The organism is Streptomyces collinus Tu 365, assembly GCF_000444875.1.
Lineage (GTDB): Bacteria > Actinomycetota > Actinomycetes > Streptomycetales > Streptomycetaceae > Streptomyces > Streptomyces collinus_A.
Window position 1 is genome coordinate 1,296,079 of record NC_021985.1, and the last position, 12,411, is coordinate 1,308,489.

Here is a 12,411-nt window from a genome sequence, read left to right on the forward strand (position 1 = left end):
ACGGCTGTTCCGGGGTCGACGCTGCCCGTGGGGCCGCCGCATGGGGGAGCACCGACGCGGTGGCCAGGCCCCCGAGGAGCGTGAAGGTGGCTGCGGCAAGAGACCTGACGGCGTACCTCTTCAGCCGCGCCGGACGGCCGTTCCGGTCGGCGGGCGGGTCCTGCGGAACAGCCGGCGGCCCGGGAAGGGACGGCCCTGAGGAGTTCGGCACGCCGTTCGAGTGGAGCCACGGCATCGGGGTCTCGACGGTCGCAGCAGCCTCCTTCCCCTCGCTCGACTGCGCCGCGCCGGGGTCGTACGCCCCGCACTCCGGGCAGGTCACGGCGCCGTTGAGCGTGCGGCTGCACGGGCTGCAGTAGTCCATGAAGCGACCCTTCTCGGTCCTTGAGTCGACGGGAGCGCGGGGGCACCCAGCCCGGAGAGCAGGTGGGCCACCGGTTACTGGGGCCAACGGGGCGCGCAGCGGGGACGCTCACCCACAGGCGGAAAAGTGGGGTATGTAACTTCGTCCGGGCGGACGTTGACGACCGGGGCGGGAGTGTCGGGCGGGGAGTACCCGCGGGCGGACCGCGTGACTGGTCTACACCCTTGACTGGTACAGACCAAAGCGGTTGAGTGTGCCTCCACACCCCCACCACGGCCGCGCCCGCGTCATGGCCGATCCACTCGGCACGTGCGCACCAGGCCCGGCTCCGCGCTGCCCTCGTCCGGGTACGGCCGTGCTCCGCCAAGGAGTTGATCCTGTGTCGAAACGCCGCCTCTCCGCCGTGCTGACCGCACTCGCGCTGGGAAGCACGGTGCCCGTCCTGCTGCCGGCCACGGACGCGTCCGCCGCTTCGTGTTCGAGCTATCCGACCTGGGTCGCCGGACGGTCGTACAAAACCGGCGACATCGTGCGTTACTCCGACGGCAAGGCGTACGTCGCCGAGCACGACAACCCGGGCTACGACCCGGTCGTCAGCACCTGGTACTGGGACCCGTACGCCTGCGACAGCGGCTCCGGGACCCCCGTCGGCACCTTCGTGGTGAGCGAGGCCCAGTTCAACCAGATGTTCCCGAACCGGAATTCCTTCTACACCTACAGCGGTCTCACCGCCGCTCTCAGCGCCTATCCCGCCTTCGCGAACACCGGCAGCGACACCGTCAGGAAGCAGGAGGCCGCCGCCTTCCTCGCCAACGTGAACCACGAGACCGGCGGTCTGGTGTACGTGGTCGAGCAGAACACCGCCAACTACCCGCACTACTGCGACTGGGGCCGGCCCTACGGCTGCCCGGCCGGCCAGGCGGCCTACTACGGGCGCGGCCCCATCCAGCTCAGCTGGAACTTCAACTACAAGGCCGCGGGCGACGCGCTCGGCATCGACCTCCTCGACAACCCGTGGCTGGTGCAGAACGACGCGGCCGTGGCCTGGAAGACGGCACTCTGGTATTGGAACACCCAGACCGGGCCCGGCTCGATGACCCCCCACAACGCCATGGTCAACGGCGCCGGCTTCGGCCAGACGATCCGCAGCATCAACGGCTCCCTCGAGTGCGACGGCAAGAACCCGGCGCAGGTCCAGAGCCGTGTGGACGCCTACCAGCGGTTCACGCAGATCCTCGGGACGTCACCCGGCGGCAACCTCTCCTGCTGATCGCGGGGGTGCGGGGGGCGGCGAGGTCATGGTGGCGGCACGCATAGCGAAGCCCTGAACTATGTAGTCCCGCCACATGTGCCCCTGACCTGCCTCTTTCTACGGTGTGCCGACACGTACCCGTCCCCACCGCACACGAGGAAGTGGCGCACATGGCCTCCGGAACCACCGCTCCCCCACCCCCCGCCAGCCTCCCCCGTATCGTCGCCGCCAGCCTCATCGGCACCACCATCGAGTGGTACGACTTCTTCCTGTACGGCTCCGCCGCCGCGCTGGTCTTCAACAAGCTGTTCTTCCCCGACTCCGACCCGCTCGTCGGGACGCTGCTGTCGTTCCTGACCTACGCCGTCGGGTTCGCGGCCCGCCCGCTGGGTGCGCTGGTGTTCGGGCACTACGGTGACCGGCTGGGGCGCAAGAAGCTGCTGGTGCTCAGCCTGGTGCTGATGGGCGGGGCGACCTTCGCCATCGGACTGCTGCCCACCCACGCGTCGGTGGGAACGGCGGCGCCGGTCCTCTTGACCGTGCTCCGCCTCGTCCAGGGCTTCGCGCTCGGCGGCGAATGGGGCGGCGCCGTGCTGCTGGTCTCCGAGCACGGGGACGCGCGGCGGCGCGGGTTCTGGGCGTCGTGGCCCCAGACCGGCGCCCCCGCCGGGCAGTTGCTCGCGACCGGTGTGCTCTCCCTGCTCACCGCCATCCTCTCGGACGACGCCTTCGGCACCTGGGGCTGGCGCATCCCCTTCCTGCTCTCCGGCCTGCTGGTGATGGTCGGTCTGTGGATTCGTCTCTCCGTCGACGAATCGCCCGTGTTCAAGGAGGCGCTGGAGCGCTCGGAGTCGCGGCGCAGGCAGGGCGAGGCGGAGAAGCTGCCGCTCGTGGCGGTGCTCCGGCACCACTGGCGGGACGTGCTCGTCGCCATGGGCGCCCGCATGGCCGAGAACATCAGCTACTACGTCATCACCGCCTTCATCCTCGTCTACGCCACCACCTCCGCCGGCGTCTCCAAGCAGACCGCTCTCAACGCCGTCCTCATCGCCTCCGCCGTGCACTTCGCCGTGATCCCCGCCTGGGGCGCGCTCTCCGACCGGGTCGGCCGGCGGCCGGTGTACCTGTTCGGCGCGGCCGGGATCGGCCTGTGGATGTTCCCGTTCTTCGCGCTCGTCGACACCGGGAGCTTCGGGTACCTGCTGCTCGCCGTGACCGTCGGGCTGGTCCTGCACGGGGCCATGTACGCGCCCCAGGCGGCCTTCTTCGCCGAGATGTTCGCGACCCGGATGCGGTACTCCGGCGCCTCCATCGGCGCCCAGTTCGCCTCGGTCGCGGCCGGTGCGCCCGCCCCGCTCATCGCGACCGCGCTGCTCGCCGACTACGACAGCTCCACGCCGATCGCCCTGTACGTGATCGCGGCCGCCGTGCTGACGCTCATCGCCGTCGGCGTGGCCCGCGAGACCCGGCACCGGGACCTCGCCGAGGTGACCGCCGAGGACGGCGAGCAGGCGGGGACGAGCCCGGCGGCCGAGGCCCGGACCGTCTGACCGGCCCGCGCGACGGCTCCCTGGCCGGCCGGCCCCCGCGCGGGGGCCGGTCAGTGCCGTTCCGGTGCCGCCAGCCGGTGCAGGCGCAGGGCCAGTTGTATCTCCAGGGCGCGGGACGGGCTCTGCCAGTCCTCGCCCAGGAGGCGGCCCACGCGTTCCAGCCGCTGGGCGACCGTGTTCACGTGCACGTGCAGCGCGTCCTTGGTGCGGGCCGGGCTCATCCCGCAGGCGAAGTAGGCCTCCAGGGTGCGCAGCAGCTCCGTCCCCCGGCGCTCGTCGTACGTCACCACCGGCCCGATGGTGCGGCCGACGAAGGCGCCGACGTCCCGCTCGCCGGCGAGGAGCAGGCCGAGGAAGCCGAAGTCCTCGGCGGCAGCGCCGTCACCGGCACGGCCGAGCAGGTGCAGGGCGTCCAGGCAGCGGCGGCCCTCGGCGTAGGCGGCGGTCACCGTGTCGGGATGGGCGGCGAGGCCGGTGACGGGGGCGGAGGCGCCGACGGTGACGGGCTGGTGGACGGCCGTCCCGAGGTCGCGTGCGGTGCGCCGGGCCAGGTCCGTGGCGGTGTCCGGGGCGGCGAGCGGGAGCAGCAGGACCGTGCCGCCGTCACGGGCGGCGGCCAGGCCCTGCCGGGTGGCGGCCAGGTGGGAGGCGGCGGACCACAGCCTGCGGCGGGCCGCGGCCTCCTCGTCGGCGTCGGAGGCCGGGCCGTCGATCCGGGCGGCCAGGACGACGTGGGTGGCGTCCAGGTCGGCACGCAGGCGGGCCGCGCGCTCGCGCAGCAGGCGGGGATCGCGGTCGCGGGCGTCCAGGAGGTCGTCCAGCAGTTCGCCCCGCACGCGTTGTTCCGCCTCGGCGGCGGAGCGGCGAGCCAGCAGGAGCAGCGAGGTGACCATGGCGGCGCGTTCCAGCGTGCGCTGGTCCACCGGGTCCAGGTCGCGGTGGCCGCGCAGGACCAGCGCGCCGAGCAGTTCACCGCCCGCGGCCACCGCGGCGGTCCAGTCGCTGCCGTGCCGTACGGCGTGCCCCTCGGCACGGGACGCCTCCAGCGCCGCGGCCGGTGCCGTGCCGGCCTCGGTGAACTCGACCGTACCGGCGAGGACTTCGGAGACGGCCGCGGCCACGTCGTGCACCCCGCCGCCGCGCAGTACGAGTTCGGCGAGCCGGTCGTGCACGTCGGAGGCGCGCTCGATGACGGCGCTGCGGTCGCGGATGATCTCGTTGGCCCGTTCGAGGCCGGCCAGCGCCCCGCGGGTCTCGGAGAGGAGGTTCGCGGTGTCGATGGCGGCCGCGGCGAGCGCGGCGAACGAGCCGAGCAGGGCGATCTGCCCGCGCTCGAAGTGACGGGCCCGCCGGTCCGAGGCGAACAGGACACCGATGACGTGCGGGCCGAGCATCAGCGGCACGCCGAGGATGGCGACCAGGCCCTCGTCCCGCACCCCGGCGTCGATGGTGTGGGTGTGCTGGAAGCGGGCGTCCTCGAAGTAGTCGTCGGTGACGTACGGCCGCGTGGTCTGGGCGACCAGTCCGCCGAGCCCCTCGCCCATGCCGAGGCGCAGTTGCTGGAAGTGGGCCGAGACGGACCCTTCCGTCACCCGCATGTAGGTGTCGCCGCGGGCGGGGTCGTTCAGGGTGAGGTAGGCGACGTCCGTGCCCAGCAGCGAGCGGGCCCGCTGCACGATCGCCTGGAGGACGGCGTCCAGGTCCCTGAGTCCGGCCAGGTCGTGCGCGGTCTCGAAGAGCGCCGACAGCTCCGCCTCGCGACGCCGCCGCCCCTCCAGTTCGGAGCGCACCCGCAGCGCGAGCAGCTTGGCCCGCTCCAGCGCGGCGATCCGGTCGTCCGGGCCGCCCTCCGCACGGGCGAGCAGCACCGGCTGCTCGTACGCCTCCACGGGGGCGCCGCGGGCCAGCAGTTCGAGGAACGGGGCCTCCGGGCCGCCGTCGGGCACGCCGGCGGCGCCCCCGGTGCGGGGGCGCTCGGCCGGCTGGACGTGATCGCGGGACATGGTCACAGGATTCCGTATCGGCCGCCCGGCACGTCAGGCCTGTGGAAAACTCCCGGGCCGGGCGTCGCGGCTCCGTTCAGTGGGCCGTCCAGCCGCCGTCGAGCACCAGCGACGTGCCGGTGACGAAGGACGCCTGCGGGCCGCAGAGGTAGGCCACGGCGTCCGCGACCTCCTCGGGTTCGATGAGCCGCTGGACGGCGCTGTCCTTGAGCAGGATCTCGCTCAGGACGCGTTCCTCGGGGATGCCGTGCGCCTGGGCCTGGTCGGCGATCTGCTTCTCCACCAGTGGGGTGCGCACATAGGCGGGGTTCACACAGTTCGAGGTCACACCGTGGGGGGCGCCCTCCAGGGCGGCTGTCTTGCTGAGCCCTTCCAGGCCGTGCTTGGCGGCCACGTAGGCGGCCTTGAAGGCCGAGGCGCGCAGTCCGTGGACGGAGGACACGTTCACGATCCGGCCCCAGCCCTGCGCGTACATGTGCGGGAGGGCGCCGCGGATCAGCCGGAACGGGGCCTCCAGCATGACGGTCAGCACGGTGTGGAAGACGTCCGGCGGGAACTCCTCCAGCGGGCGGACCAGCTGCAGGCCGGCGTTGTTGACCAGCACGTCGGTGCCGGCGGCGGCGCGTTCGGCCGCGTCGAGGTCGGTGAGGTCCAGGACGTGGGGCTCGACCGTGCCCGCGAGCTCGCCGCCCCGTTCGGCGAGCGCCGTCAGCTCGGCCAGGCCCGCCGCGTCCCGGTCGACGGCTCTCACCCGGGCCCCGGCGGCGGCGAGCCGCAGCGCGCAGGCGCGGCCGATGCCGCTGGCGGCGCCGGTGACGAGGGCGGTGCGGCCGCCCAGGTCGAGGGGGGTGGAGGCGGCGGGGTGGGACCCGGGCAGCGGGCTGGGCGCGGTCATGGCTCGACCCTAAGTCGGACCCACTCCTCACCACATGTGGCGGCCACCCATACTTCAGCCAAGACTCATAGGGTCGAACCATGTGGGTGCCTCGGACATGGCCTGCTTGATCCGGAACAGCGCGAACTCGTTCAGGTCGGGCAGCGCGTCGACCGCGAACCAGCCCACCTCCAGCGACTCGTCGTCGTTGACGCGGGCCTCGCCGCCAGTGGCCCGGCAGCGGAAGGTGATGTCCATGTACTGGCAGATGTCCCCGTTCTCGTAGGTGACCGGGGTCAGGGCCTGGACGAGGACCACGCGCTCGGGGACGCAGTGCACGGCCGCCTCCTCGAAGACCTCGCGCACCGCGCAGGCCGCGGGCTGCTCGCCCGGCTCCGGAATCCCGCCGAGCACCGACCACTTGCGCGTGTCGGAGCGCCGGTTCAGGAGCACCCTGCCCTCGTCGTCGAAGACGAGCGCGGTGACCCCGGGGAGCCAGAGCAGCTGATGGCCCGCGGAGGCCCGGAGCGTGCGGATGAAGTCGGGAGTAGCCATGAGCCGACCCTAACGGGTGGGCCCGTGACCACCCGCTTCCTCACCGGGGGCGTGCGGCGGTCGCGCGGCTAGGCGTCGGCGGCGCGCCGCGCGCGCAGGCCCGAGCCGATCGCCCAGCCCAGACCGCCCGCCGCGACCAGCACCAGGGCGATCTCGGGCAGGATGCCCAGCTCGGTGGCGGGCGTCTCGGAGGTGCGCAGCGGCACCTTCTGGACGAGGTAGGCGGGCACGAACATGCCCGTCTTCTGGGTGATCCGCCCGTCGGGCATGATGACGGCGCTGACGCCACTGGTGACCGGCACGGTCACGGTCCGGCTGTGCTCGACGGCGCGGACGCGCGACATGGCGAGCTGCTGGTAGGTCATCTCGCTGCGGTCGAAGGTGGCGTTGTTGCTGGGTACGGAGATCATCTCCGCGCCGTGGGTGACGGTGTCCCGCACGGCCCAGTCGAAGGCGGCCTCGTAGCAGGTGGCGAGGCCGACCTTGGCACCGCGGACGTCGAACACGCCCGGCTCGCTGCCGCGGCTGAAGTCCTGGCGGACCATGCTGGTCCAGTTCTTGTTGATGGCGCCGACCAGCCCGCGCAGCGGGAGGTACTCGCCGAACGGCTGCACCTGACGCTTGTCGTAGGTCTGGGTCGGTCCCTTGACCGGGTCCCACAGGATCTGCTCGTTGAGCAGCCTGCCGTCCTTCTCGACGACGCCGCCGACCGAGATGGGCACCCCGACGGCCCGGGCGGCACCGCTGATGACGGCGGCGGCGTCGGCGTTGGTGAAGGGGTCGATGTCGGAGGAGTTCTCCGGCCACAGCACGTAGTCGGGGCGGGCCACCTTGCCCGCCTTGATGTCGGCGGCCAGCTCGAGGGTCTCGCGGACGTGGTGGTCGAGGACGGCGCGGCGCTGGGCGCTGAACTCGAGCCCGGCGCGGGGCACGTTGCCCTGGATGAGCGCGACGGTCGCTGAGCCGGCCTCCGCCCTGTCGCTCACCAGCGGGCGGGCGGCGACCGCTCCCACCACCGGGACGGCCACGCTCAGCAGGGCGGCGGCCGCGGCTCCGCGCCGCAGGACCCGGGTGCGGCGCCGCTCGGCGAGCAGCCGCCCGGCCTCGTACAGACCGAACCCGCACAGCACCACGGCGAAGCCGAGCACCGGGGTGCCGCCCACCGCGGCGAGCGGCAGGAACACGCCGTCCGCCTGACCGAAGGCGATCTTGCCCCAGGGAAAGCCGCGGAACGGCACGCGCGCGCGTACCGCCTCTCCGGCGATCCACACCGCGGCCGCCCACACCGGCCAGGCCGGCAGCTTGGAGACGGCCGCGACGCCCACGCCGACCAGGGCCACGAAGATCGCCTCGATGGCGACCAGCGCCAGCCAGGGTCCGGGTCCGACCTCCACTCCGGTCCACACCAGCAGGGGCAGCAGGAAGCCGAGCCCGAACAGGTAGCCGAGGCCCAGCGCCGCCTTCCAGGTACGGTCGCGCAGCACCCAGGCGAAGCCGGCGAAGGCCGGCAGGGCCAGCCACCACAGGGTGCGCGGCGGGAAGCTGATGTAGAGGAGCACTCCGCAGAGCACGGAGGCGAGGGCCGGGACCAGACGCAGCAGCCGCCGGCCGCGCGCGGAGAACGCGGAGGACGGCTGGAGCCGGTCGGAGTGGTCCACGGAGGTTGCGGTGACGGTCACCCGGGGAGTGTACGGCGGTTGACGCCGCCGCCGACAGCACGGACCGTCCGGCCCCGGCCCGCACCGGCGGTGTGCGCTCGGTGGGCGGCAGGGCAGTGGGCGGTCGTTCAGTGGGCGGTGCCCGGGGTGATCGCTCGCAGCCGGTCGCGGATCACCCGGACCGCCGACTCGGCGTCGTCCACGGTGATCGTGAAGGTGTGGCCGTCCCACAGGCTCAGCACGACGCCCTCGCCGCGCCGGACGACGACCGCGGTGCCCTTCTCCGGGCGCCAGCGGTAGCCCCAGCCGCCCCACTGCCGGGGCGTGACCACCGGGGTGAAGTCGGCGCCGACCACCTCGGTCAGCGGGATGCGGCGGCGGGGCACGCCGATGTGGCCGCAGCGGACCTCGACGCACTCCTTGTCGAGCTTGAGGTCGACGTGCACGAAGGCGAGGGTGCCGAAGAGGACCAGCAGACCGGCCGCGATGCAGCCCACGACGGACATGGCCAGTGCGGCACTGCCCGAGGTCCATGCCGACTCGACGGCCAGTTCGATACCGAGCGCCAGGCAGGCCGCGCCGACCAGTGCGAGCAGCCACTGGACCCGGTTGGTGGCGCGTCCGGTCCAGACGTCGGGGTGCGAGGCGTCCTGGGCGTGGCGGTGCTCCCTCATGGTGACGAGGTTACTCAGGTTCGGCTGCGCCGGTACCCGCCCGCGGAGGGTGACTCCTCCGGGCGGCCCAGCGCGAAGCCGCCGTGTGCCCCGGTCAGCGACGGTCGGCGAGCGGACCGGCGGCGGGCAGCAGCCGGCCCTCGGCGTAGTGCAGCGCGGCGGCGGGCAGCGCGCCCTCGCGCCCGCTGAGCAGGACGGTCAGCGTGCCCTCGGCCGGGGCCTCGGGCGCGGGCGGCTCCCCCAGCCGGCGCAGCGCCTGGGCGGCGACGGCTCCGGCGGATCCGTGCAGGACGAGCGGGGCGGCGCCGGGCTGCTGGACGGCGGCGCGGATACGTTCCGCCACCAGCTCGTAGTGGGTGCAGCCCAGGACGACGGTGGTCACGTCCCGCGGGGTCAGCGCGGCCGCTGCGGCGACAGCTGCGGCGATGGCCGCCTCGTCCGCGTGCTCGACCGCCTCGGCCAGACCCCAGCAGGGCACCTCGGTGACGTGGACCCCGTCGGCGAAGTCCGCGATGAGACCGCGCTGGTAGGGGCTGCCGGTGGTGGCCGGTGTCGCCCAGATGGCGACGGGGCCGCCGCCCGCCGCGGCCGGCTTGATCGCCGGGACGGTGCCGATCACCGGGATGCCGGGCTCCAGGCGGGCGCGCAGGGCGGGCAGGGCGTGCACGGTGGCGGTGTTGCAGCCGATGATCAGGGCGTCGGGCCGGCGGGCCGCGGCCGCCTCGGCGACGGCGAGCGCGCGCCGGGTGAGGTCCTCGGAGGTCCGCGGCCCCCACGGCATGCCGTCGGGGTCCAGGGAGAGGACGAGATCGGCGTCGGGGCGCAGGCGCCGTACCGCTGCGGTGGCCGCCAGCAGACCGATTCCGGAGTCCATGAGCGCGATCTTCACCCGGCCACGATAGACGATGGGGCCTTGCGGGCCGCCCGGGTGGGGCAGACTGCGCCCGTGAGCGCGCTCGTGTGGATCACCGTCGTGTCCCTCGCCGCCTGGGGCTGGCTGCTGCTGTGCCAGGGCTTCTTCTGGCGCACGGACGTCCGGCTGCCGGGCCGCCGGGACCCGGATCCGTGGCCGTCCGTCTGCGTCGTGGTCCCGGCCCGCGACGAGGCGGCCGTGCTGCCCGCGAGTCTGCCGTCGCTGCTCGCGCAGGACTATCCGGGCCGGGCGGAGATCTTCCTGGTGGACGACGGCAGCACGGACGGCACCGGGGCACTGGCACGCGAGCTGTCCCGGCGGCACGGCGGGCTGCCACTCACGGTGGGCTCCCCCGGTGAGCCGCCCGCCGGCTGGACGGGCAAGTTGTGGGCGGTGCGGCACGGCATCGGTCTCGCGCGCGCGCGTGATCCCGAGTACCTGCTGCTGACGGACGCGGACATCGCGCACGCGCCGGACAGCCTGCGCGAGCTGGTGGCGGCGGCCCGCACGGGCGGCTTCGACGTGGTGTCGCAGATGGCACGGCTGCGGGTGCAGAGCCTGTGGGAACGGCTGGTGGTCCCGGCGTTCGTCTACTTCTTCGCGCAGCTGTATCCGTTCCGGTGGATCGGCCGGCGGGGTTCCCGGACGGCGGCAGCGGCGGGCGGCTGTGTCCTGCTGCGCGCGGAGACGGCCGGCAGGGCGCGGATCCCGGACGCGATCCGGCACGCCGTCATCGACGACGTCGCGCTCGCGCGCGCGGTGAAGGCCGTCGGCGGTCACGTCTGGCTGGGTCTGGCGGACCGGGTGGACAGCGTGCGTCCGTATCCACGGCTGGGCGACCTGTGGCGGATGGTGTCGCGCAGCGCGTACGCCCAGTTGCGGCACAACCCGCTGCTGCTGCTCGGCACGGTGGCCGGGCTGGCCCTGGTGTACCTGGTGCCGCCCGCCGCCGTGGTCGCGGGGGCGGCCTCGGGCAGCGCGGCGGTGGCGGTGACGGGCGCGGCTGCGTGGGCGGTGATGGCGGGGACGTACGCGCCGATGCTCCGCTACTACCGGCAGCCGCCGTGGCTCGCGCCGCTGCTGCCGTTCACCGCCTTCCTCTACCTCCTCATGACGGTCGACTCCGCCGTGCAGCACTACCGGGGCCGGGGGGCGGCCTGGAAGGGCCGTACCTACGCGCGCCCCGAGGCCGTGGCCGACGAGGGCTGAGCCGGCTACTTGCGCCCCGGCGTCCAGTTCATGCCCCATCCGTAGGCGCGGTCTATGGTCCGCTGCGGGCTCACCCCGCGCTCCGGCACCAGGTAGCGCGCCTCGCGCTGCACCACGAGGTCGCCGCCGGTGCGGGTGATCAGGGCGAGCGCGCACACCGTGGAGGGGACCGTGCACTCGTCCAGGGAGAAGTCGATCGGGGCGCCGTGCTGGGGCTGCAGGGTGACGGTGGCGTGCAGGTCGGCGAAGGAGGCGGCGCCCTCGTAGATCGTGACGAAGACCAGGATGCGGCTGAAGTCCTGTTTGTGGTCGAGGTTGACGGTGAGGTTCTCGCCGCTCGCGACGGCGCCCGTGCGGTCGTCTCCGTCGAGGTGGATGTACGGCGGCCGGTGCAGGGAGCCGAACGCGTTGCCGAGCGCCTGTACGACGCCCTTGCTGCCGTCGGCGAGTTCGTACAGGGCGCACAGGTCGAGGTCGACGTCCCCCTGCCCGGCGCCCCACCGGCCGCCCCAGCCGGGGAGTTGCTTGCGCACCTGCCAGTTGAGGTTGACGCGCATGGCGCCCGAGGTGCCGCCCTGCTTGGCGAGCGAGACGGAGGGCGCGGCCTTGGTGAGGGTGACCTTGGACAGGCGTACCGGTGCGGACGGCGGGCCGGCCGGGGGCGGCGGCAGGGGCACGGGAGCGGTGACCGGCGGCGGCATGGTGACCGGGGGCGGGACGGGCGGTGCGGCGGGCGGCCGGGGCGCGGCGACGGGGGGTGCGGCGGGCGGTGCGGCCGGCGTGGGCGCGGCGTGCTGCGGTTCGTCGACGGTGATGCCGAAGTCCGTTGCCAGTCCTTCGAGTCCGCTGCTGTAGCCCTGGCCGACGGCACGGAACTTCCAGCCGCCCTGGCGGCGGTAGAACTCGCCGAGCACGAAGGCGGTCTCCACGGTGGCGCCGGGGCTGTCGAAGCGGGCGACGACGGCGCCGCCGTCGTCTGTCACCTCGATGGAGAGGTCCGGGATCTGCCCGAAGGTCCCGCCGTCGGCGGAGGCCGCGAGCACGATCCGCTCGATCCCGCCCTCGACGCGCGCGAGGTCGACGAGGAGGGTGTCGGTGACCTGGGCGCCGGACGTCCGCTTGCCCTCGTGGCGGACCGCGCCGGAGGCGTGCGCGGGCTGGTTGTAGAAGACGAAGTCCGCGTCGGAGCGGACCTTTCCGGCCGCCAGCAGGAGCGCCGAGGCGTCCGCGTCGGGCACGCCGGGTCCGGAGCGCCGGCCCAATTCGACGCGCAGTGCCGTCGTCGGCACCGGCACATTCGAACCCTTCGACATTGTCATGTCCGCCCCCATCGTGTCGGCGTCCCGGGTGTTCCCGGGC

General features: G+C 73.6%; 11 protein-coding genes. 4 read left to right on the top strand and 7 right to left on the bottom strand.

Features of this window, described 5'->3' with window-relative positions; translation table 11 throughout:
* Nucleotides 1-86: 86 nt before the first annotated feature.
* The 3 genes from B446_RS38945 to B446_RS05245 all read left to right on the top strand — a co-directional run bounded on the left by B446_RS38945 (nt 87) and on the right by B446_RS05245 (nt 3,166).
* Nucleotides 87-359 carry a hypothetical protein gene (locus B446_RS38945; RefSeq protein WP_148305724.1) on the top strand — a complete coding sequence of 91 codons (273 nt, stop codon included), beginning with the start codon at nt 87-89 and terminating at the stop codon, nt 357-359.
* A gap of 384 nt (nt 360-743) precedes the next feature.
* Nucleotides 744-1,634: a glycoside hydrolase family 19 protein gene (locus B446_RS05240; protein WP_020938375.1), complete on the top strand. Its 891-nt coding sequence runs from the start codon at nt 744-746 to the stop codon at nt 1,632-1,634.
* Between the two features lie 152 nt (nt 1,635-1,786).
* Nucleotides 1,787-3,166, top strand: a complete 1,380-nt coding sequence (locus B446_RS05245; RefSeq protein WP_020938376.1) for an MFS transporter — start codon at nt 1,787-1,789, stop codon at nt 3,164-3,166.
* Nucleotides 3,167-3,216: 50 nt separating this feature from the next.
* On the opposite strand, the gene B446_RS05250 is transcribed toward B446_RS05245, so the two are convergent.
* The 6 genes from B446_RS05250 to B446_RS05275 form a co-directional block, all read right to left on the bottom strand.
* Nucleotides 3,217-5,169, bottom strand: a complete 1,953-nt coding sequence (locus B446_RS05250; protein ID WP_020938377.1) for a helix-turn-helix domain-containing protein — start codon at nt 5,167-5,169, stop codon at nt 3,217-3,219.
* 76 nt (nt 5,170-5,245) lie between these two features.
* Nucleotides 5,246-6,064: a 3-hydroxybutyrate dehydrogenase gene (locus B446_RS05255; RefSeq protein ID WP_020938378.1), complete on the bottom strand. Its 819-nt coding sequence runs from the start codon at nt 6,062-6,064 to the stop codon at nt 5,246-5,248.
* A gap of 54 nt (nt 6,065-6,118) precedes the next feature.
* Nucleotides 6,119-6,598, bottom strand: a complete 480-nt coding sequence (locus B446_RS05260; protein ID WP_020938379.1) for an NUDIX hydrolase — start codon at nt 6,596-6,598, stop codon at nt 6,119-6,121.
* Between the two features lie 68 nt (nt 6,599-6,666).
* Nucleotides 6,667-8,277 (bottom strand): apolipoprotein N-acyltransferase, encoded by a 1,611-nt coding sequence (gene lnt, locus B446_RS05265; RefSeq protein WP_020938380.1) that lies wholly within the window; start codon nt 8,275-8,277, stop codon nt 6,667-6,669.
* Nucleotides 8,278-8,384: 107 nt separating this feature from the next.
* Complete coding sequence (locus B446_RS05270) at nt 8,385-8,930, bottom strand: hypothetical protein (RefSeq protein ID WP_020938381.1); 546 nt, start codon at nt 8,928-8,930, stop codon at nt 8,385-8,387.
* A gap of 94 nt (nt 8,931-9,024) precedes the next feature.
* On the bottom strand, nt 9,025-9,804 hold the full coding sequence (locus tag B446_RS05275) for a glutamate racemase (RefSeq protein ID WP_043477691.1): 780 nt from the start codon (nt 9,802-9,804) through the stop codon (nt 9,025-9,027).
* 54 nt (nt 9,805-9,858) lie between these two features.
* Here B446_RS05275 and B446_RS05280 point away from each other — a divergent pair, with 54 nt between their 5' ends.
* Complete coding sequence (locus B446_RS05280) at nt 9,859-11,052, top strand: glycosyltransferase (RefSeq protein WP_419184169.1); 1,194 nt, start codon at nt 9,859-9,861, stop codon at nt 11,050-11,052.
* A 5-nt stretch (nt 11,053-11,057) separates the two neighbouring features.
* Here B446_RS05280 and B446_RS05285 read toward each other — a convergent pair whose 3' ends face one another.
* The gene (locus tag B446_RS05285) at nt 11,058-12,365 is read right to left on the bottom strand and encodes a TerD family protein (RefSeq protein WP_106960661.1); all 1,308 of its coding nucleotides are present in this window, start codon (nt 12,363-12,365) and stop codon (nt 11,058-11,060) included.
* Nucleotides 12,366-12,411 lie beyond the last annotated feature (46 nt).

Bases quoted from the DNA above. Each gene is read 5' to 3' on its own strand.
- B446_RS05285 (WP_106960661.1), bottom strand. From the start codon at position 12,365: ATGTCGAAGGGTTCGAATGTGCCGGTGCCGACGACGGCACTGCGCGTC.
- B446_RS05260 (WP_020938379.1), bottom strand. From the start codon at position 6,598: ATGGCTACTCCCGACTTCATCCGCACGCTCCGGGCCTCCGCGGGCCAT.
- B446_RS05255 (WP_020938378.1), bottom strand. From the start codon at position 6,064: ATGACCGCGCCCAGCCCGCTGCCCGGGTCCCACCCCGCCGCCTCCACC.
- B446_RS05275 (WP_043477691.1), bottom strand. From the start codon at position 9,804: ATGGACTCCGGAATCGGTCTGCTGGCGGCCACCGCAGCGGTACGGCGC.
- B446_RS05245 (WP_020938376.1), top strand. From the start codon at position 1,787: ATGGCCTCCGGAACCACCGCTCCCCCACCCCCCGCCAGCCTCCCCCGT.
- B446_RS05270 (WP_020938381.1), bottom strand. From the start codon at position 8,930: ATGAGGGAGCACCGCCACGCCCAGGACGCCTCGCACCCCGACGTCTGG.
- B446_RS05250 (WP_020938377.1), bottom strand. From the start codon at position 5,169: ATGTCCCGCGATCACGTCCAGCCGGCCGAGCGCCCCCGCACCGGGGGC.